Raw genomic sequence first — 19,752 nt, forward strand, 5'->3', positions numbered from 1 at the left:
GCAGTCCACTACTCCTCCGGGATCAACTCTTGGATATCGACGTGTCTGGACCAACTTTCCTGACAGTCGCCATTTTCTCGCGCAGCCTCGACGCTTCTCTTTGGCAGCTGATATAGCAGGTTCCAGAAATAATTCAGCTGCCCCCATTGGGTAACATCACCAATTACGTACAGTCGACACTGTGCTCTGGTGACCGCTACGTTGAGCAGGTTCGGCTTGCTTGCCGCCCAGCTTCGGGCGCCCGAACCAGCTTGGCGCGGGGCCGTACCCAGAACCAGAAAGACGATGTGCGCCTCTTTGCCACGGAAGGTGTGGACGGTGCCGCATTCGATACCACCAAATCCCGCGTCGCTGACACGCTTCCGGCACGCCTGAGCGATCTTGCGGAAAGGCGAGATCACATAGACCTTGGTCTTGCCACTTTTCTCTCGCTGTAACTGCGCCAGACAGTCGAGCAGACAGGCGATTTCATCCTCTGAAACGGGGTGATTTACGCGGCTTGAGCGCACGTCAAACCATGCGCTTTCACCTAGGCTGCAGGAGAAGTCCCGGGGCGTAGGTTTGCCTGATTCGTCGACACGACCCTGCACCATCTGCCCGGCGTAGGCGATGTGATTGGCCACCGAGAACATCGGGTCATCGCAGCGGCGGTGGGTGCGCAACGGCATGCCAGTCCACAGACGTTCAGGCGTGTCGTTCGAGGATGAACTACTGGTTTTCTCAACCCGGGGAGCCGAAAGGCGTAATACGATCCGCCAACGTCTGCACGGATTCGTCTATGGGCGACCAGTGCGTTGCTACGTCGTGGCGGCGTCGCAGCTCCTCAGCCAGGCTCCGTGGAACGGTGAAAACCGGCTCAATCTGCAAGGGATCGCCGACGATAACCGCACGCTGACTGCGCCAGATCGCACCCGCCGCCGACTGCGGCGTGGCCTGACCCGCCTCGTCGATCAGCAGCCAGCCAAGGCTGTTCTTCCCCATGCCAACGAATAGCCGATCAAACGAAGCAAGGGTCGTGGAAACGACGGGTACAACGAAGAAGAGGGCATCCCACAGCAGCGGACGGTGCTCGGGAGACAGCTTGTCGCTCGAGCCGCCGGTTAGCATGCCATTCACCGCCCGCAGGTTGGCGATGAACTTGCTTAAGCGTTGGCCAACACGGTAAGGCGGTGAAGATCGACTGCGAGTAGAAAGAGCTTAGCGCGCAGTTCATCCAACTTGGGGCCGACAGTGATGCTGGCGCGGTGACGTGTATCGGTTAAGCAAGGCCCAGAACTGCGTATCGGGGAAGTGCTTGGCCCCTATTGCGTAGCTTGCAGCGCTCGCCGATGGGCTTCCAGTTCGCGCTCCAGCGCTACTCGCCCGGAGGAAACAGCTTTCTGCTGCTCTTGTCGCTGTCCCAATTGGGCTTCGGATACCGCTACTTCCTTGGACATTTCCGCGAGGGCAAACGAAGCGTCAGCCAAAGCTTGCGTCCGCGCCTCCGGGGACTGTCGTAAGTCTGCCATCCGGCGCGTCTCGCGGCCAAACAGCCCCATCAGGCGGTCCCACAGGTTGCGTGGCGTGCCAGCACGTAGTTGCTCCAGTACGACCCGATTACCTTCGACGACAGTGCGCTGGGTAGCCACAGCAACGCGTTGTTGTGCAAGGGCCAGCTCGCGGGCTTGGATGTCCCGGCTAGGTGCCTGCTCTTCGGCCAAAAGGCTGCTCAACCGGCTTTGCTCGTCGTCGATGTGCTGGGCAGCCTTCTCAGCCCGCTCCAGCACCTTGCGACAGCTCTCAAATTCCGCACGGAGCGCCAGAAATGCCTGCTTGGCCTTCTGCCATTCGTCCCGGTACCGCCAGTACTGATCTGATGCCGCTTCGAGAAGCTGCTTCATTGACGGCGGCCGATCATCTGCAGTGGATGGTTTTTCAGTTTCTTCATCTGCCAGATCAGCGTAAGCAAGTTGTTCCTCTCCCTGCGCCTTAGTTCCATCTGCTTGACGTTGGGGCAGGTATTCGTCGCGAAAGAAGCCTTGTGCGAACGAGCGCCGGTTGCCAGCATTGCCCGGGGCGGCGGCGATCGTCCCCGGGTTTCGATGGGTTCTTTGTTCTCGTCCAGAACCTTCTGTGCTCGAAAGACTTCGCACATGACATCCGCAAAATAGTCCACCGAACTGAACTCGTCTGCGACCTTCTTGCGTGCGGGCAACTCTGGGTGATGTTCTTGACCGCATTGTTGTTCGTACTGGTCACAACGATTGATGTGCTTAAGCAACCACATCGGCTTTTAGAGGAAAGAAACCCTTGCCCGTAACGGTTATCTTGTCCTCGAACAAAGCAACCGGGCGATCCAGCGCCGCGATTCGCCGCGCCCTCTCTGTGACGATCTCGGCGATGACGTCGCATAGAAGCGTGGTCTTGCCAGTTCCTGGAGGGCCATTAACGCCGATGAGTCCCTCAGCCTTGCCAAGCGAGTTCACCACCTGCGAAACTGCTGCCTGCTGCGCGAGGACGAGCGGGTGTTTGGGGGAAGTTAAGCCATCGTGCGCTGGGCAAGCGCTTCGCACTGACGAGCCCCGCCATAGCGGTGTTGTCAGTGAGAATATCGACACGCTGCTCTTCTGTCAGCGCTGGCCCGAGATAAGCCCCCAATGCTTTGCCAAAGGGGTATTTTTTTTCTGCCTGAGCGATCAATCGATCGAGGTCATTCAAGTAGAACGAGTTCAGGAAATCGGTCGCGCCTTGCAGGCCGTCATCCGGGTAGCGCCGCTTGACTCGACTGGTCCGCACGACAACACGCCAGTCCAGACTCGGCTCGTTCGCAGCTTCGCCGAGCAGGCTGCCCACGATGCGCAGCTCCTCATCGAGTTCCTTCCAATCCAGAATGGCCTCGGCCGAAGCACGACTCGCAGTATTCGTACTGCCATCTTCCTGTTTCTGGTTTGCTGGGAGCTGATGACGGCGCTGGGCAAATTCCTCTTTCGCCCGCTCAAGACGAGCGTTGATGTTGTCCAGTGCTTTTGTTTCCCGCATAGCTGCCACACCGTGCGCGAAGCTGGCGGGTAGGTAGCTGTCGAGTTTGGGCCGACCCAGTTCATCTACCACGAATGCGGCCAGCCAACCGTTACCAGTTACGCGTTGGCGTTCCTGCTCGCTTAGGTCGCGGTCCGGAAGGAGGCTCTTGAGCAACAGTCGAGATAGATCCTCCGTGTCAGCGACCCCCAGATAGACGACGTGCACGTAGCCAAACTTGTCTGTGGGTATGAATTCGGCTTGCCGCCAAGGTAGGGTATTTCTACGTGAGTTACGGCACCGTAGCGTGGAGATTTTCGTTAGGTCGTTGGAATCTCGGGAGGTAGGGGCGGCCGGGATATTGAAAATCTCTAGGTCGCGCCAAAAGCGCAGGATACGTATGGGTTCGTCGTTTGTGGAGCTCAAGTTTGGATCTCACCGTTCAAATCGGAGCATATGCTTTTACGTTTTATCTGCAAAATTGCTAAATTATATTATTGAAATGACATATGTTATAAGGGTATCCTGTTAGGTGCTGAACTGTCCCGTTTTTCATGAAATACGAGTTGTGCTGTGCCATTTTGGGCCAGCTTCTCATTCCTAACTAGGGTCGTCCCGCCTGCGTTTGTCCATCCAAGCTAACCAACCCGCTCTGTGGGCATGAGCATCGTGTAGGGCATGATGCCATGGCCGATCTGGTTGATCGTGATAAGAGCTCACAGCTTGGTCGAAAACCGTCGTATCGATCAGCGGGCGTAAGTCGAACCAGCCTACCAAGTTAGTTGGCCACGGCCTGCCGATTACTGCGCCCAATACCTCACGGTCATAAGAGCTATCGCAAGCTATCGTAATTTTTCTTGGCAGCGTGTCGAACCAGCTGCGTAACCGATCCGGTAGGTCGATCTTCTTGACCATTGCACCATGTGTCTGGCCCAACAGGGGCCAGACTGTTGTGCGTACGAAGTTGTTGCAGCGATCACGGTCGAAGTCCTCTAGCTCCACGTAGAAAACGTGCTGACCGTCCTCGGACACCATGCCGATGCTGATCAGCTCGCGGTCGTCGAAATCGGCAAACTCAGTATCGAGAAAAATCAACATATTTGGTCTCCTTCTCCGAGTACATTGCACGATAAATCTCTTTGGACGTCATCCCCAAAAAGTTGGGCTTGCTGCCTCTGAAATGCCTCGACATCGGAACGCAAGAAAAGATAAGTCGTTCCCCCGTCGACCTCAGGACCTGTTACGGGCCATACCCCTCGGTTGATCAGCGCACGGGCAGCAGACTTCCTCCCGTACCGGAGCTATGAGGAGGCGCGTACGGATGTATTTGATTACATCCGCTTTTACAATCACCAACGACGTCATTCGACCGCGGGGTATGTCACCCCGGTTGAATACGAGCGACGTCGCTTAGTGCTGAGTGCTTAACCCGCTGTCCACGGAGAGCGGGACATACCAGTGTCATGCTACCGAGTGCGATAGACACTCGTGATTGTAGGTCCATATCCAGTCTTACCAGTGGCACCACTTTCACCCGATGCCGATGACCGTACTCGAGAAATTCGAGCCATCGAATATTCTTGCGCGCGTGTTCACGAACTTCTGATTCGCACCGCCGGGAAGGCTAAATAGATGGCTTTAGCCAGAGTATTGCTTGCCAAAGAGTGTTCTTAAATAAACTCGTGGCGTTGTGGGTTCTTACTCCCATAACGGGCTAATGCAGCCATCTGCGGAAACTCCCAGATCCAGCGTGTTGAATATTAGCGTCAACACGAGCGCCGCCCTTATTGCATTGCGTAAGGGCTCAAATTTCAGCTTTTTCCGCTTGGCAGGCGGTTCTCCCCAACACCGTTGGCGTCCCCATGAGGGCGACCCAGCATTCCGTTGCGAGGTTAGCTAGGAATGCACGATGAGATGCGCAGCGTTGCGTATCAGTTGGGAGTTAGCGTCAATGTTTTTTGGTGGTATGTCTGCTGTATAGCAGAAGATGACTGTCGTTCAATCCTGCAGCTTTGACGCACGCCGTAGAGGGGATGAACCCTATGTGCGTGGCACGACACGAATCCATCAGCCTAACGATGGATGGTTTGCGCTGGAGCGCTAGAGGTTACTTACAGGTTAAGGCGAGCGCTTGACTCGCTACGAGGCTCAAACTTCGAGCACTGATCGTGATCTGGATTTTCGGGTTGTTATATATACGTGTCAAGCTGTTTTCTGCGTTCGGAAATTTCCGTTAGTATGCCGTTAGTATCCGAAACCACCCGGAAAGCCGCATCAGTAAAGAGTCCACGCGCTCCTCTGTATCCGAAAACAACCTAAAAATCGGTTCCGCCTATGGCAAAAAAACCGATCAATGAGTTTTAATATTGGTCTAGGGGGCGCCTCATCTGTTTACCCGGAGCGCGACAAGCCCCGCCGTTCAAGGCGGGGAAGGATAGCGCGGACGCCGTAGCCGTCTTTGCCTTTCAGTGTGGTGTCTGCTTTCGATGTACTAGCGCACGATGGAAATCGGTGCTCCACCACAGAATGAGGCGAAGCAGGACGGCGATCACTGCACGCCTTTCCGGTAGCGTTTCTGGATATCTGGCCGTTCCTTGCGCAGCGAGAGGGCGGGGAGGATGTCAAAGATGAAATGTCCAACTTAAGGAGAGGTTGTTGCGAAATACGTCCAGACTTATCGGTTCTTGATAGAGTTTGCGTTATGAAAAGGTCTTAGCCGGAAAAATAGCGGTAAAAATGCGGAATACGTCCGTAAATAGTGCATTACTCTAAATCAACTGCAATTACCCGGTCGTTGTTGCTAATCCGCGGTTGGCACACTATCAAAAAAGGCCAGTTTTGGTTGACTGGCATGAGGGTGAGGGCACCCTATCGAACACACGAGAAGACGCCGCGCTCCCTTAAAAGTTCTGGTCGAAATTAATCACCCATTACGCAGTTTCTACCATTTTCCTTGGCGCGATAAAGTGCCTTATCGGCTCGGATAAGCCAAGAATCGATTGATTCGTTGGCCTTTATTTGTGCAACGCCGAATGAGGCTGTAATCGTCAAAGGTCGAGGATGCTCTAGCAGAGGCGTACTTGCCAAATAACCACGTATGCGTTCGGCAAGACTCAGTGCAGAGGGCAATTCTGTCATCGGCAAGATCAGCAAGAATTCTTCGCCTCCATAGCGTCCGAAAGTATCGCCTAATCGTATTTGCGACTCCGTCCATGAAGCTGAAGACAACCAGTACCTCATCGCCCGAGGCATGCCCAAACTGGTCGTTGACCTGTTTGAACCGATCGATATCCATCAGAACGATGCTGCATGGATTGCCATGACGCCTAAAAAGATCTAGTTGTTGCTTCAATTGAGCAACGATGAAATGCCGGTTGTACAGGTCAGTCAAACTGTCGTGAGTGGCAGTAACACTGAGCTGTCTATTGAGCTCATCAAGCTCATTGTTCCGCATTTCCAGTTGTAGGGAGATTCGTCGATTCAACACTAACTGTTTCGCACCATCGACGAACTGTTGGTAAGCATCCCACCCAAATTGGAGTATGACCAGCAGCAGTATGGTCGAGCCAGTAGCCAGCTTGATATAGATCGGGTCGCCCAACCAGAAGTAATAGCAGATCGGGATTATGAGTACGCAGAAGGTAAAACCAAACGAGGTACGAAATGAAGGGGCCGTATTGACGATGCTTGGGCGGCGGAAACGGCAACCAACACCACCAAGATGGTCATGTCGTAAACCAAGGAATCTGGCCCCGCCACATGGAAGAAAATTACGGCGGACCCCCAGCACAATCCCTGCAAGGAACGAAGGGCGATCTGCAAGTTGTGCCAATAGGTTATCTGCTGGTTGTGGAGTGGGCGCTTTATCAGACTCGAAGTTAGAACGAAGGTAATGACATCTGGCAAAGTATTGATGATGATTCAGGCCAGCACGAGCTTCGCCGCCACGACATCGTGTACCAGCCAGAAGACGAATCCTGTGCCTATCGGCGACAACATCGTTGCCTTGCGAGCACGCTCAAACAGAGCAGTCAGGCAAATAGTGTCAACCTCCAATTGATCTTCTGGGTGAGGGTGACCGTTGGTTTCTTGTCCATTTTTGTTGATTCTTTGGACTGTCCCGTCCCCTGTAGGCAATCCTGCCCTATGCCGACAGGCACTGGAAATAGAACACCATCGGCACGAACAGGTCTCTGAAGAGGTATTGCGTGCGCTGCACGTCGCCGGTCGGCCATCCAAATGCTTGTGCTCTCGATTTCACAGCACGAGCAAGGTTTGGCTGAGCGGACAACCGGTCTGGTTGGATCTTTGATTGTCCCCGACCACTATTGAATGAGTGGCCAGAGCCCCCCTACATTAGGAATATCTGCAAGTCGATAGTCAAGTTGAAAGCGATGCCATGCTACTTCCCGCGTGAGTCGTACGGACAATGTCGCTGTGCTTGAGAACGGCTAGGTTGAAAGTGGCACGCGTGGGTCGATCGCTACGAATGCCCACAGCGATCCCATCACGCAGTGACGAACCGGTTACCTTCCATCAGAATTCAAGAAGGTCGTTCGGTCGCCCGACATGGGTACCTTCCAGTGCAGCGATCTGCGACTGCGCGTAAGCGACTGGGGACGCACCACTGAAGACAAGCCAGGACACAAGCTCAGGATCGGTCACGGACGTGAACCGAGCCATGTCAGCGAGGTTCTCCCGTGCGAGCGCTACACGCTTCAGATGCTTTTTGAGTTTGTCCGGTTTGCCATTTATGTCATCGCCTTGGTACTCGGCGAGCTGGGAGGCGACTTCCGAGTAGTTTCGGGTAAGTGAAAGATCCTTGCATTCGATTATGAGCACCTGATTGCGGTCCGGGCGCCAAGCGAGAAGATCGATGTCGCCGGGGTCTGTTGACAGTTTTCGCCTTAAGACTTCCGGAAAGCCGATGCCGCGCCGGACAGTCCATCCAGCGTCACGGAGTCCACTTTCCAAGGTCTTTTCGAAGGTGTGTCCTTCCCGAGCTTCCCCCAACCAGTCGTCCCGCATCCCTTCCGTACGGAAGAACTCTCGTTTGAGCCTCCCAGTATGCGCCCCTTCGAAGACGTACCGCAGGGACGTGCGTAGGAGCCCGGGCGCTACGATCACCAACGGGTCATGGCTTTCGTCCATCTGCAACAAGGGGCGAGCAACAACTGATAGGCGCCGCCCAAACCGCCAAGGATAGATATCTGAAAGGTCAAAGCCGCTTGGCACCTCATCCCACTTCGAGCGCGTTCTGAGCACGAACTGGTCGAGGAACGCGCCAGCGATGTTATCGTCGAGCCCAGCCGATTTGCCAACGACCTCTAGTTGGCTCCTTTTCATCTCGAAAATCGCCGAGTGTTGCTCCATGCCGATTTGCTCGAGTGCATCAATGAAGCGGAGACCTTCTTCGAGCGTAAAGCCCATCTCAGCCTTCCAGAAAGCAAGGAAGGACATGGTCTCGTCATCGATCTTGGCGTCGTCAGCACGGTCTGCCTTGTCGTTCTCGTCTTCCGCCTCGCCAGTCTTTGCGTAGTGCCGCTCGAATCGTGCAGCATGCGCTTCGAACCGTTCGTTGGTCGCCTTCGAAAGTAGGGGCTCGAGCACCATTTCCCCAAGCTCGTCGCGGAAGATAAGGTCACCCGGGGGCGAGATGCCGACAACGGTTAAGCAGCGCGCCGAAGCGCACCGCATCCGACATGCCACCGATGCGAAAGAGCAGTGACGCGCGTGCAAGGAGCCGACCGAGTGCCATGTCGGAGGGCTCAATCCCACCGTCTGGGGGGCACACGCAGATGGCCAGTTCGATGATCAGCCGGGATGTGAGTGCCGCCCCGGCAAAACGTCCCAATTGATTGGCAATCGTCGCCTCGACACCCTCCTCACCAGCATGCAGGCCGAGGACCGCTGCGGCCGTGCGGTGCCAGTGGTTCTGGTCTTTGCGTGCCCGCTCGCAGTTCTCAAGAAGACGCATGAGAGTCTTCTTGCGATCAAAGCGGGAAAGTTCGCCCTGCATGTCACGGAGGAGCACATCCACCACGTCGTTGAGGAGCCTCCCGACCGCCTTCTTGCCTTCGTACCGTGTTGGTGCGCTAAGCTGCAACTGCACGCCACCCGAGCTCAATTCGGGCCGCACCCGACTCGACGTTCTCGATGGTCAAAAGACTTCGGGTCAGCGAGCTACCCACATAGTCACTGAAGTCGAACGTCTGCATGAGGTGGAAGCTGCGCGCTGTGTCATTGGGAACAGCCATCTGCTCAACGGCGATTGCCTTGTCGACTGGTGAATCGATCCGAAGAAGAGTAGAGAATGCGGTGCTGAGTGCGCGTACAAGAGCACGTTCTGCACGGTTGTCCGGCGCACGAAAACCAGCAAGATACCCGTCCGGAGTACTACCCGAAGCGCCCCCTGTTCACGGATACGTTCGAGTCGCCAGAAGGTGTTCAGATCACGGGGAACTGCCTCCGTCTCGAATCGGCCGATGTCGTCGCCATCCGAAAAATGTAGGTAGACCTTAACGGATTTTCTGGTCGTCGTCCCACTAAACGTTTCCAGTGCCCGGCCAATCCGCCCAAGCCATACGTGTACCATTTTGGTAAGTTCGACTTGGAGTAAGCGATCTTGCATGCTGGGGGCTTCAATCGTCACCCACAGATTGCTTTGTCCTTCATACACACAGGTCAGACGTTGGGCGTCAAGCTCATCGATGGACGCGTAGCATTTGCGTTCGCTTTCGGTCGGGAAAAAATCCTCCGCTGACGGCCGCATTACCCGGTGCCACTTGCCACTGTTGTCTTGGGTACTATGCCGGTCATATCCCGTGTCTGCTGCCATGCGTACGTCACGGAGCAGATTAGTCGGAATCATCAGCATCAGCGGACTCTCGGGCGTGATACGCCCCTCCGGCAACTCGCCGTGGGGCACCATGTGGCCGTCATTGCTACGAACCCAGCCAAGAAGGTTGAGGATGCCATTAACGTTAATGAGTTGCACACCGGCTCGTGCAATTATCTCTTTCGCGTCCTGTACACGCCAGAAGGCAAGCGGGGACATCTCAGATAGAGACCCAATGCGGACAAAATCCGCACTAGACATAAACTCGAACTGCCATCCCTCGGGCAACTGCTGGGGTACCGTGCCGACAAAGCCCGCACCCCAGCCACAACCGACGCGCACGATTAGGCCACGCTGAAAGCCAGGTTGGTTGGCCAAATCAACGCTGTTCTTTACAACCCGGTGTCAAGGAAATTCGCGGTCTCCTCATCAAGCCTGACCATGCCGCTGAAACCTGTACTTGGGTGCTGCTGCATGGGGGGCAAGACGAATTGGAGCATCATAAAGTGCCCCACATCGACCGAGGAGGTGACGAGCGCCGATCTAGTCATCTTGTACTGCTGCCGGGACACCCGCAACCGTCCGCCGCTGCCGAAGACCGGCATTTCGAAAAAGGTGCGAGAGTACGCATTGGCCAGCGCCTTGTCGAGGTTACTCAACTCTCCCATCCGCATGGCGAATGCCATCACCGCATGGCGAAGAGCGATGGAAAGGGCTGTGGGCAGAACGACGACAAGACCCTCCCGCGTTTGGAGCAGTGGCCGTTCCTCTAGCACTCCTGCCCCGGGCACCTGGCTGCCAAGAGTGGAAATCTGTGTGTGGTCGAGAATGAAGAGAGCAAGATCTGCGACTGCCACGCCCGCCGCTTTTAGCACGCCATTGGTCAACATGACACGTGAGCGGAGCACGTCCGCATCAAGATCGCCGGTCTCAAGTGAGTCGGTGGTGTTTTGACCACCGGGCTCGAAACGGTGGAGATCAGAGCGAGCACAGACGACGTCCGAAAGGCGAAGGAGTGCCTGAACGGCGCGCTTGAGCGGGCGATAGCGGCATCCGGCATGTCGAAGACAATGTCGACCATCAGCTGTGTATAAAAGCCTGCTGCCTCCCACACCCCTTCTAGTACCCGGTAATCCCCCCCTCTCGTTCTCAACAAGGGAGACGAACACATCTTCTGCGGGGTCCTCCCCACTGACACTGTTCGACGCGCCGATGGCTGCATACCATCGCCGTGCATCGTCGACCGTAGCGGCCTGCTGGCCCTTACAGTAAATGAGGGCAAGGACAGCGAGAAACTCAAGTCGCAAGCACTCGGACTGATGTGCGGGGAGGGTGAGAAGGCTGGCAAGCAAAGCCACTGTGCCGTCCCGTTCGAAGCTGGCGAGCTCGGCGACAAGTCCAGTGTTGTCCTTCGCGATATCATCGAACGACCACTCAGAGTTTGCCCAAGCGACCTGCTCGGACATTGTCTCAAGAAAAGAATGCCAATCCGGCGAAGGGAGGTGCTCGTTCAAGTGGAACTCCAAGCAAGATGATTGTGCTAGCTCGACTTTACGTGAGGCAGCAATCAGGGAACTGGGGCAATTTAAAGTTGGCCAGACGGTGGCCCCCTAAGCTAGGGGTCATTGTAACCCTTTGGCATAAATGCCCGCAAAGGCCAAACCGCCGCCTGCTCACTAGAAACAGACTGATCGACAGCCGAAACGGGCTGTTTTTCCATCAGAAACAGGCGGCTTTCCTCCAGAACCAGTCTTATCTTACAGCCCACCGGGACTGGGATAGACCAGATTGACGTTGGCATTCTCACCGGTCGCGATAAGCAAATCTGGGCCCCCCCATTCTTCAGGGCATCCAGTTAGACCATTCAATTGAAACATTCAACATCTGCTCTCCCAAGTAATGACTGGCTGCATTTGGCCGAGAACTGTCAATCTCGCGCAATGGCATCGTCAGCCGCTTCGACCGAAGAGCGCTCAGCAAAGATAACCGGCGGTGATGCGGAGTTGGATGGAGGCATTTCCACGCGAATGCGTTGCGGATTTGGAATGCGAGATAGTGATGGCTTTCAGGTGCGAAGGCATGGCGGTTTTGAAGTAAGAATTACTGGCGGAATTGATGCGAATACTCAATTGAGTATTCGCATGAATACAGACACACGTTCGCATCCCAATGCTGACATCCAGTCGCACTCCAAAACCGACTACCAATCACATCCCAAAGCCAGCATCGACTCGCACCAGAATACCGTCAGCCTAACTGTCGGCAATGTTGACTAGGGAAGGTCTGAACAAGTCCCGGCCTTCCCGTTAAAATTCATCATCCCACCGCACCGAGGAATGGCGATGAGCAAGCAGCTGAACTTCACTGATCTCGAACAGTCCACCAAGAAGAAACAGACCCGCCGCGAAATCTTCCGGCCGAAATGGACAAAGTCATGCCTTGGGACAAACTCGAGGCTGCCATCGAACCTTTCTACCCCAAACCCGGCAATGGCCGTCGTCCTTATCCCTTGTCCAGCATGCTGCGCATCTATTGCCTGCAGCAGTGGTATGCCTTGTCTGACCCGTCCATGGAAGATAGCTTGTACGAGATCGCCTCCATGCGGCATTTCGCGCAGATAACGATTGAAGCGGTTCCGGACGAGACCACCATGCTCCACTTCCGTCATCTACTGGGAAAGCACGCGCTCACCGAAACCCTGTTTCACACCATCAACCAGCATCTCGCCGCCAAAGGGCTGACGCTCAAACAAGGCACCATTGTCGATGCCACCCTGATCAATGCGCCCAGCTCCACCAAAAATGCCAAGGGTGAGCGGGATCCAGACATGCACCAGACCAAGAAGGGCAACCAGTGGTACTTCGGCATGAAGGCCCACATTGGTGTGGATGCGCAGTCAGGCCTGGTTCATCACGTCCACACCACGCCTGCCAACGCAGCAGACGTCACAGAGGTCGACCACCTGCTGCACGGCCATGAAACGGATGTCTTTGCCGATGCTGGTTATGTCGGCGTGCACAAGCGTAAAGAGCATGAAAACCGTAATGTGAGTTGCTGGATTGCCATGCGTCCGGGTAAACGCAAAGTGCTGACCGACAGTGAGGATGATGGCTGGGCCAAGACCGTTGAAAAGGTCAAAGCCAAGATTCGGGCGAAGGTTGAGCATCCGTTTCGGGTCATCAAGCAGCAGTTTGGTTTCAGCAAAGTCAGATACAAAGGCCTCGCCAAAAACACGTCGCAGCTGTACATGCAGTTCGCACTATCCAATATCTGGCAGGCGAGAAAAGCGTTGCTGGCCTGAAATGCAAAGGCAAGGGCTGCATTCCCAGTGCCACCCGAATGCCCATTCATACCCATTGATGCCAAAATTGGTTTACTGCCAAGTCGGCCCATAGCCGGGATGTACTGTTGCTCAGCCAAATGCAGGCTTGTTCAGACCTTCCCTAGCAAAGATGAGGGAGGGATTTGTGGCGCGGCCCCTAAGAAAACTAACAAGGGAGGGGACTCCCTATGTTCGACGCGTAGAAGTAGAAGTGGATATTGCAGAACTCGAAAAATGGCTGTTTTCCTTAGGAAAGAAGCCATCAAAGTATCTAGTAAATGAGGATTACTTCACCGGACACTAGCCGTCCGCAAGCTCATAGCTGGTACTACGCCCCCCCGCTCCCGTCTTGCTCAGCACTCCGCGCGCCAGCAGGTCGTTGATGTCGCGCAGCGCCGTATCTGGCGAACACTTGGCGATGGCGGCCCACTTGCTGTTGGTCAGTTTTCCATCGAACCCATCCAGCAAGCGGTTTAGCACCTTCACCTGCCGTTCATTGAGCGGTAGAGTCGCCCAGCGTTGCCAATAGCGCGTTTTCAGGAGAACGGCATCAAGCGTCAGCTGAGCCTGATCTACCGCACGCTGCAGGCTTTCCGAGAACCAGAGCAACCAAGCGGTGACGTCCAGCGTCCCTTTTTGAGTCCGTTCCAAGATATCGTAATAGTCCTTTCGCTCCCGCTGGATCTGCGCGGACAGGCTGTAGAAGCGCTGCGGACTGCCGTCGGCACGCGCCAGCAACAAGTCACCAATTGCCCGGGCGATCCGCCCGTTGCCGTCATCGAAAGGATGCAAGGTGACAAACCAGAGATGCCCGAGTCCTGCCTTGATTAAGGACGGCTCACCGGAATCCGCATTCAACCACGCCAGAAACCGCTCGACCTCCACCAGCAGGCGATCTGCCGGAGGCGCCTCGTAATGCACTTTTTGCCGACCGAAGGGACCCGACACCACCTGCATTGGTCCGCTGGCATCATCCCGCCAGGCTGCGACCGGATCTTGGCAAGCCCGGAGTACCCGGTTGGGAACAACGCGGCATGCCAGCCGAACAAGCGCTCCGAAGACATCGGTTCCCGACAATTTGCCGTCGCGTCGAGCACCATCTCGACCACGCCTTCGACGTGCCGATCCACCGGCGCCAAGGCACCGATATCGACGCCTAGGCGGCGGGCGATGCTGGAGCGGACGGATGCGACGTTTAACTGCTCGCCTTCGATCTCGCTGGTTTTGACGACATCCTCGGTCAGCGCCACTAGGCTAGCCTGATCGCGCAAGGCCGCGCCGACGTCCGCCAGGCGCCCGAGCAACAAGCCTTGCTCCCGGCTCACCTCGGCCAAGGTCCGGCCAGAACAGCAAGGTCGTACTGCCAGTGCGGCCAGTCCGGCGCCTGCCAGACATACTTGTAATCACCGTAATTCATGCGGCGATTATGGCCAGCTTTCACTGCAAAACGCAAGCAATTCACCGCGCAATATGCGGCGATTATTCGGCAAGTTCACCGCAAAGGACACATTGGACGGTCCACCATTCATTTCGTTTCCACACAACCCCGGCCGAAGCAGTCCTTCACATACCAGATGAGAAATGGCTGCTTCCACTTTGGAGGCAGCCATAAATGTATCTAGTAAACGAGAGGCGATTCAATTGGCAGTTCCTGGATGAGGGAATGATGGAGGCAGCTCCACGCGCTGCTATCGCCGCGTGGCACAGGCGCGTGTCGTACGCCCCATCCGTTGTCACCGTTACCAGTTGCTCCGCTTTAGGAATCTGGGGCTGCCGCTCCGGCAACATCGTGGTATCGCTGGTACGATTATCGGTCACTTCCATTGCCCGGATTTCCAGCGTTTGCGCATCAATTCCCAGATGCAGCTTGCACCATTGGCAGCGGTAATCAGCGCCATGCTTTTTCACCTTCCACTCGACTTCACCCATCATCTTGATGCCGGTGCTATCCACCAAGAGATGCAGACAACCCTGCTTCTTCTGTGCCGGGATGGCACCTGCAGGTCTCTCTATCGGCGGGAAAGCGTACTGAAGTCGGGAACGGTCCAGCCAGGTGCAACATGCTCTCGACCATGCCTGTGGCTGGCGCCTGCCAGTTCATGCCTTTGTCGAGCCAGAGAAGGAGCTGCCCTCGTTGCTTGAGGGATTGGTTGTAGGTTTGCCAGTTGGTGGTTTGGTACTTGGGAAGGAGGGGGCTTGCACATGCAGTTATTCAACCGGCCACACAAACCTCGATTTGTGCAACATATCCTATAAAAATTAAAAATGGTTAAAAGTAAATGTATTTAAGTGTCGCTTTCATGTTTTAAGCATGACTGTTTGTATTATTTTTGTGACAAAAATTAGTTTAATGTCATATTTTTTGAGGTAAGCTAGGCCAAATTATTAGTTAATGTTAAGACACTTCTCATGCCTCAAGCCGAAATGCAGCAGTTCACACCCGACGATGAGACGCAACCACTGAGTGATACCGGCCTCATCGGCTTGGTACTGTTAGCGCAATTTCATGGGATAGCCGCCGATCCTGCCCAGTTGATTCACCAGTATGGTCAATGTGGACAACCCTTCACTGAAACCGAGCTGTTGCTGGCAGCCAAGTCGTTGGAACTGAAAGCCCGCATCATATGCCAGCCGATAGGACGGCTGGCATATGCCGCTCTGCCAGCATTGGCATTGAGTCAAACCGGGGAGCATTTCATCATCGCGCGGGTGGATCAGGACAAAGTGCTGATCCACGACCTGAAACAAGGTAAGCCGGTGGTGCTGGATATGGCTAGTCTGGCGGAACGGTATAGCGGACGTTTGCTGGTGGTGGCCTCACGTGCTTCCGTTGCCGCCAGCCTGGCGCGTTTTGACTTCACCTGGTTTGTGCCTGCTGTTATTAAATACCGCAAGTTGTTGCTGGAGGTGCTGGGGGTATCTTTCATCCTGCAGCTATTTGCCTTGATCACTCCCTTGTTCTTTCAGGTAGTCATGGACAAGGTGCTGGTGCACCGGGGCTTTACCACGCTGGATGTGATTGCGGTTGGGCTGCTGGTGATTTCCCTGTTCGATATCATTCTGTCCACCCTGCGCAATTATGTGTTTTCCCATACCACCAATCGCATCGACGTAGAGCTGGGCGCACGCTTGTTCCGGCATTTGCTGACGCTGCCCTTGTCTTATTTCGAGACCCGGCGGGTAGGAGATACGGTGGCGCGGATGCGTGAGCTGGAGAACATCCGTAACTTCCTGACTGGCCGGCACTTACCAGTGTGCTGGACCTGCTGTTCTCCTTTGTTTTCCGGCAGTGATGTTTTACTACAGTGGCTGGTTGACGCTGATCGTCATTGTGTCGCTGCCTTGCTATGCCTTGTGGTCGGCATCGCTGACACCGGTACTGCGCAAGCTGGTTGGATGAGAAGTTCGCTCGCGGGGCAGATAACCAGTCATTTCTGGTGGAGTCGGTCAGCGGTATCGGCACCATCAAGGCCATGGCGGTGGAGCCGCAGATGACCCGTCGCTGGGATCAGCAACTGGCGGCCTATGTGGCGGCTGGTTTCCGGGTAACCCGTTTGGCCAATATCGGCCAGCATGGCGTACAACTCATCCAGAAACTGGTCACCGTCGCCACGCTGTGGCTGGGCGCACGGCTGGTGATCGCTTACGATTTGTCCGTTGGCCAATTGGTGGCGTTCAATATGTTGGCTTACCAGGTTGCCGCCCCGGTTATCCGGCTGGCTCAGCTCTGGCAGGACTTCCAGCAGGTCGGGATTTCTGTGGAGCGGCTAGGGGATATCCTCAATACCCGTACCGAACTGCTTAAGCTAGCCGTGCTGCTTTGCCACAAATTCAAGGACGCATCAGTTTCGAAGATGTGGTCTTCCGTTACCGGCCGGATGGTCCGGAAATCCTGAAACAACTGTCGCTGGATATCCGCCCTGGTGAAACCGTAGGCATTGTCGGCCGTTCCGGTTCGGGCAAAAGCACGCTGACAAAATTGGTACAAAGGCTCTATGTACCGGAGAGTGGGCGGGTGCTGGTGGATGGCAATGATCTGGCCCGGCAGAACCCGCCTGGTTGCGCTTAAGCAAATCGGCGTGGTTCTGCAAGAAAACCTGCTGTTCAACCGCTCCATTCGCGACAACATCGCCCTGTCTGATCCGGGCATGCCGCTTGAAAGTGTGATTCAGGCAGCCAAGCTGGCGGGCGCGCACGACTTCATCATGGAGCTGGCGGAAGGCTACGACACCATGGTGGGTGAACATGGGGCGAGCCTATCCGGTGGTCAACGCCAGCGCATCGCCATTGCCCGCGCCCTAGTCACCAATCCGCGCATCCTGATTCTGGATGAAGCGACCAGTGCACTGGATTACGAATCCGAACGTGCAGTCATGCAGAACATGCGCACCATCTGCCAGAACCGTACCGTCATCATCATCGCCCACCGTCTGTCTACTGTGCGGGGAGCCCATCGCATCATCGCCATGGACAAAGGCCGGATCGTCGAGAGCGGCCAGCACGAAGAACTACTGCGCAAGCCTGATGGTTACTACGCCCATCTTCACAGCCTGCAGCAAGGATAAAACAACATGAAACATCTACTGCAAGGCGCTGCCGACTTCATTCAACGCTACCGTCAGGCATTCCGAGGCCAGCTGGTCGCTGCGCGATACGCTGGACCCGCCGCAGCGGCAGGAGCAGGAGCTTGCTTTCCTGCCTGCTCACCGGAGCTGACCGATAGTCCGGTTTCGCCAGTGCCGCGCTGGAGCATGCGCATTATCGTGGCTTTGTTCCTCGTTGCCATGCTCTGGGCCTGCGTGGGGCAACTGGACGTGGTTGCCGTAGCCAATGGCAAAACCCCGGTGGGTGGGCGTACCAAAGTCATCCAGCCATTGGAAACCGCCGTGGTGAAAGCTATTTATGTCAAGGATGGCCAGCATGTGAAGGCAGGTCAGCTCCTGATCGAACTGGATTCCACCAGTGCCAGCGCTGATTACCAGAAAGCCGATGAAGCACTAGACGTTGCTAATCTGGCTGCCGCCCGTTACCAATCCTTGTTGACCGCACTGCAAACCGGCCAGTTGCCACAGCTGGGTAAGGTGGACGGTGTGACCGAAACCCAAAGGTTGGCCGAAGAAACATTGGCCGTCGGTCAATGGCAGGCTTTTCAGGCCAAGCGAGAGGCGCTCAACGCCACCTTACAACAACGTCAGGCCGAGCTGAATACCACCCGTCAGCAGGTGGCCAAACTGGAGGCAACGGTAAAAATCGCCCAAGACCGGGAGAAGGACTACCGGTGGTTTGCTGGCGGATAACTACATCTCCAAACATGCCTATCTGGAAAAAGAACAAAACCGCATTGAGCAACAGGGGGACTTGGCCACCCAGCGCAGCCGCCTGCGTGAAATCAGCGCCGCCATCGCCAATCAGCAAAAAGAGCTGAACTCGCTGACTGCAAACTTCAAGAGCGATGCACTGGATAAGCTGCGTGCCGCGCAGGACCAGATTGCCCAATCCGGTGAAGACGCCAAGAAAACCGGGCAGCGCAAAGCCTTGACCCGCTTGACTGCTCCAGTCTCCGGCACTGTGCAGCAACTGGCGATCCACACCATCGGCGGGGTGGTGAAAGAAGCGGAGGCCTTGATGGCGATTGTGCCGGACAACGAAACCCGGAGGTCGAAGCGCAGGTGGAAAACAAGGATATCGGCTTCGTCAAACCCGGGCAGAGCGCCACCATCAAGATAGAAAGCTTCCCCTATACCCGCTATGGCTATTTGCAAGGCACGGTGGAGAGTGTCAGCCACGATGCCATGCAGGATGAAAAGAAAGGGCTGATTTACCGGGCTCGGGTGAAATTGAAACAGACCCATCTGGATATCGATGGCACCCGGGTAAATCTGACCTCAGGCATGGTAGTGAGTACGGAAATAAAAACCGGCAAGCGCAGAGTGATCAGTTATTTCCTGAGTCCTTTGCAGGAGTATGCGAGTGAGGGGTTGCGGGAGCGATAAAGGGGGTTATTTATGAATCATATTGTTGAGTGGAAAATTGTGCGGCTAATGTTTATTTAATTTTGAGGTTCTATTGTTTGGAGTTTGTATGAAATGGAAGATTATTTTTACGTTATTGGTTGTTATTTTTTTTGGTCTCTGGTGTGCATTTAATTCTCTTGAGGGTTATTGCATAAGTGATCGGCGGAGGTATTCTGATGATGAGTTGGTTAATATTGCCGTTGAAAATTTGCTGATGCGTTATCCGCAGCCTGCCTCGGGTTATGATGATTATAGAGAGAGCTTTCGGGGGGAAGGGGTGGCTCAAAATCATGACAACTATATTAATCCGAAGGATGTTATTTATTACGATGGCGTTAGGGATTTTATTGATAAAAATAAAGGATGCTGTTCTGTTGTTAAGAGGCGAAATGTTGATGAAGGTGAGCTGGAATATTGGAAGAGTATATTTGGAGGGGGGTGGCGATTTGTAAGGATAGTGTATCGACTGAAATATCGTATTAATGGCGAGGTAAAAAGTCCTTTGGTTGTATGGATGGGGCCGGTAGATAGTTGTGGCAATCCAACCCTTAGTACAAGTCAAACATTTTTGAGGTGATGTT

At 55.0% G+C, this 19,752-nt stretch carries 19 protein-coding genes and 6 pseudogenes; 8 read left to right on the top strand and 17 right to left on the bottom strand.

The annotated features are described in order from the left end of the window. Positions 1–8 precede the first annotated feature (8 nt). From GKE73_RS20755 to GKE73_RS20785, 7 genes are all read right to left on the bottom strand, one after another. Positions 9–668: a DEAD/DEAH box helicase gene (locus GKE73_RS20755; RefSeq protein ID WP_230371605.1), complete on the bottom strand. Its 660-nt coding sequence runs from the start codon at positions 666–668 to the stop codon at positions 9–11. 52 nt (positions 669–720) lie between these two features. After that, positions 721–1,107 (bottom strand): AAA domain-containing protein, encoded by a 387-nt coding sequence (locus GKE73_RS20760; protein ID WP_230371721.1) that lies wholly within the window; start codon positions 1,105–1,107, stop codon positions 721–723. Between the two features lie 194 nt (positions 1,108–1,301). After that, positions 1,302–1,880 carry a hypothetical protein gene (locus GKE73_RS20765; RefSeq protein WP_230371606.1) on the bottom strand — a complete coding sequence of 193 codons (579 nt, stop codon included), beginning with the start codon at positions 1,878–1,880 and terminating at the stop codon, positions 1,302–1,304. Beyond that, positions 1,877–2,260, bottom strand: a complete 384-nt coding sequence (locus GKE73_RS20770) for a hypothetical protein (RefSeq protein ID WP_230371607.1) — start codon at positions 2,258–2,260, stop codon at positions 1,877–1,879. Before GKE73_RS20770 ends, GKE73_RS20765 begins: the two co-directional genes overlap by 4 nt. Then, positions 2,253–2,468, bottom strand: a complete 216-nt coding sequence (locus tag GKE73_RS20775; RefSeq protein WP_230371608.1) for a P-loop NTPase family protein — start codon at positions 2,466–2,468, stop codon at positions 2,253–2,255. The genes GKE73_RS20770 and GKE73_RS20775 overlap by 8 nt, the downstream gene beginning before the upstream one ends. Beyond that, a complete protein-coding gene (locus GKE73_RS20780) occupies positions 2,443–3,225 on the bottom strand; it encodes a hypothetical protein (RefSeq protein ID WP_230371609.1) in 783 nt (260 codons plus the stop codon). Before GKE73_RS20780 ends, GKE73_RS20775 begins: the two co-directional genes overlap by 26 nt. A 372-nt stretch (positions 3,226–3,597) precedes the next feature. Beyond that, positions 3,598–4,095: a 3'-5' exoribonuclease gene (locus GKE73_RS20785; RefSeq protein ID WP_230371610.1), complete on the bottom strand. Its 498-nt coding sequence runs from the start codon at positions 4,093–4,095 to the stop codon at positions 3,598–3,600. A gap of 195 nt (positions 4,096–4,290) precedes the next feature. Here GKE73_RS20785 and GKE73_RS20790 point away from each other — a divergent pair. Continuing rightward, a pseudogene (locus GKE73_RS20790) lies at positions 4,291–4,425 on the top strand (IS3 family transposase); the annotation flags it as partial. Positions 4,426–5,488: 1,063 nt separating this feature from the next. Here GKE73_RS20790 and GKE73_RS25150 read toward each other — a convergent pair. From GKE73_RS25150 to GKE73_RS20815, 7 genes and pseudogenes are all read right to left on the bottom strand, one after another. Next, a pseudogene (locus GKE73_RS25150) lies at positions 5,489–5,599 on the bottom strand (IS200/IS605 family transposase); the annotation flags it as partial. A gap of 317 nt (positions 5,600–5,916) precedes the next feature. After that, the gene (locus tag GKE73_RS26295) at positions 5,917–6,249 is read right to left on the bottom strand and encodes a GGDEF domain-containing protein (RefSeq protein WP_376767467.1); all 333 of its coding nucleotides are present in this window, start codon (positions 6,247–6,249) and stop codon (positions 5,917–5,919) included. Beyond that, positions 6,230–6,451 (bottom strand): annotated as a pseudogene (locus GKE73_RS26300) (GGDEF domain-containing protein); the annotation flags it as partial. The pseudogene GKE73_RS26300 and the gene GKE73_RS26295, both read right to left, overlap by 20 nt. 1,082 nt (positions 6,452–7,533) lie before the next feature. Next, on the bottom strand, positions 7,534–8,610 hold the full coding sequence (locus tag GKE73_RS20800; RefSeq protein ID WP_230371612.1) for an anti-phage protein Upx-like protein: 1,077 nt from the start codon (positions 8,608–8,610) through the stop codon (positions 7,534–7,536). 28 nt (positions 8,611–8,638) lie between these two features. Next, positions 8,639–9,109: an anti-phage protein Upx-like protein gene (locus GKE73_RS20805; protein ID WP_230371613.1), complete on the bottom strand. Its 471-nt coding sequence runs from the start codon at positions 9,107–9,109 to the stop codon at positions 8,639–8,641. Beyond that, a pseudogene (locus GKE73_RS20810) lies at positions 9,093–10,177 on the bottom strand (anti-phage protein Upx-like protein). Before GKE73_RS20810 ends, GKE73_RS20805 begins: the two are co-directional and overlap by 17 nt. A gap of 50 nt (positions 10,178–10,227) precedes the next feature. Beyond that, a complete protein-coding gene (locus GKE73_RS20815; RefSeq protein WP_230371615.1) occupies positions 10,228–11,349 on the bottom strand; it encodes an anti-phage protein Upx-like protein in 1,122 nt (373 codons plus the stop codon). A gap of 354 nt (positions 11,350–11,703) precedes the next feature. Between GKE73_RS20815 and GKE73_RS20820 the strand changes: the two genes are divergently transcribed. Together GKE73_RS20820 and GKE73_RS20825 are read left to right on the top strand one after the other, a co-directional pair. Further along, positions 11,704–12,111 (top strand): hypothetical protein, encoded by a 408-nt coding sequence (locus GKE73_RS20820; protein WP_230371616.1) that lies wholly within the window; start codon positions 11,704–11,706, stop codon positions 12,109–12,111. Between the two features lie 66 nt (positions 12,112–12,177). Continuing rightward, positions 12,178–13,136 (top strand): IS5 family transposase gene (locus GKE73_RS20825; protein WP_230371617.1). Its coding sequence is split into 2 segments (ribosomal slippage): positions 12,178–12,250 and positions 12,250–13,136, totalling 960 coding nucleotides; the frame shifts between segments, so codons are not numbered across the junction. Positions 13,137–13,457: 321 nt separating this feature from the next. On the opposite strand, the gene GKE73_RS20830 is transcribed toward GKE73_RS20825, so the two are convergent. The 3 genes and pseudogenes from GKE73_RS20830 to GKE73_RS20840 form a co-directional block, all read right to left on the bottom strand. Next, positions 13,458–14,114, bottom strand: coding sequence for a Fic family protein (locus tag GKE73_RS20830; protein WP_230371618.1), 657 nt, complete (start codon positions 14,112–14,114; stop codon positions 13,458–13,460). Further along, positions 14,012–14,482 (bottom strand): DUF4172 domain-containing protein, encoded by a 471-nt coding sequence (locus GKE73_RS20835; protein WP_230371722.1) that lies wholly within the window; start codon positions 14,480–14,482, stop codon positions 14,012–14,014. Before GKE73_RS20835 ends, GKE73_RS20830 begins: the two co-directional genes overlap by 103 nt. Before the next feature lie 316 nt (positions 14,483–14,798). Next, positions 14,799–15,369 (bottom strand): annotated as a pseudogene (locus tag GKE73_RS20840) (IS5 family transposase); the annotation flags it as partial. A gap of 212 nt (positions 15,370–15,581) precedes the next feature. Here GKE73_RS20840 and GKE73_RS20845 point away from each other — a divergent pair. From GKE73_RS20845 to GKE73_RS20865, 5 genes and pseudogenes are all read left to right on the top strand, one after another. Then, positions 15,582–17,722 (top strand): annotated as a pseudogene (locus tag GKE73_RS20845) (type I secretion system permease/ATPase). 6 nt (positions 17,723–17,728) lie between these two features. After that, positions 17,729–18,454 carry an HlyD family secretion protein gene (locus tag GKE73_RS20850; protein WP_230371619.1) on the top strand — a complete coding sequence of 242 codons (726 nt, stop codon included), beginning with the start codon at positions 17,729–17,731 and terminating at the stop codon, positions 18,452–18,454. Beyond that, entirely contained in the window at positions 18,441–18,884 is a 444-nt protein-coding gene (locus GKE73_RS20855) for an HlyD family secretion protein (protein WP_230371620.1), read from the top strand. Before GKE73_RS20850 ends, GKE73_RS20855 begins: the two co-directional genes overlap by 14 nt. Further along, positions 18,827–19,150, top strand: a complete 324-nt coding sequence (locus tag GKE73_RS20860; protein WP_230371621.1) for a beta-barrel domain-containing protein — start codon at positions 18,827–18,829, stop codon at positions 19,148–19,150. Before GKE73_RS20855 ends, GKE73_RS20860 begins: the two co-directional genes overlap by 58 nt. Positions 19,151–19,238: 88 nt before the next feature. After that, on the top strand, positions 19,239–19,748 hold the full coding sequence (locus tag GKE73_RS20865; protein WP_230371622.1) for a hypothetical protein: 510 nt from the start codon (positions 19,239–19,241) through the stop codon (positions 19,746–19,748). The last annotated feature ends 4 nt before the right edge of the window (positions 19,749–19,752 follow it).

The organism is Paludibacterium denitrificans (assembly GCF_009707705.1).
GTDB lineage: Bacteria > Pseudomonadota > Gammaproteobacteria > Burkholderiales > Chromobacteriaceae > Paludibacterium_A > Paludibacterium_A denitrificans.

Excerpts from the sequence above, each read along its gene's own strand:
- GKE73_RS20865 (WP_230371622.1), top strand. The coding sequence starts at position 19,239 with ATGAAATGGAAGATTATTTTTACGTTATTGGTTGTTATTTTTTTTGGT.
- GKE73_RS20830 (WP_230371618.1), bottom strand. The coding sequence starts at position 14,114 with ATGCAGGTGGTGTCGGGTCCCTTCGGTCGGCAAAAAGTGCATTACGAG.
- GKE73_RS20765 (WP_230371606.1), bottom strand. The coding sequence starts at position 1,880 with ATGAAGCAGCTTCTCGAAGCGGCATCAGATCAGTACTGGCGGTACCGG.
- GKE73_RS20785 (WP_230371610.1), bottom strand. The coding sequence starts at position 4,095 with ATGTTGATTTTTCTCGATACTGAGTTTGCCGATTTCGACGACCGCGAG.
- GKE73_RS20850 (WP_230371619.1), top strand. The coding sequence starts at position 17,729 with ATGAAACATCTACTGCAAGGCGCTGCCGACTTCATTCAACGCTACCGT.
- GKE73_RS26295 (WP_376767467.1), bottom strand. The coding sequence starts at position 6,249 with ATGCCTCGGGCGATGAGGTACTGGTTGTCTTCAGCTTCATGGACGGAG.
- GKE73_RS20760 (WP_230371721.1), bottom strand. The coding sequence starts at position 1,107 with ATGCTAACCGGCGGCTCGAGCGACAAGCTGTCTCCCGAGCACCGTCCG.
- GKE73_RS20755 (WP_230371605.1), bottom strand. The coding sequence starts at position 668 with ATGCCGTTGCGCACCCACCGCCGCTGCGATGACCCGATGTTCTCGGTG.
- GKE73_RS20800 (WP_230371612.1), bottom strand. The coding sequence starts at position 8,610 with ATGGTGCTCGAGCCCCTACTTTCGAAGGCGACCAACGAACGGTTCGAA.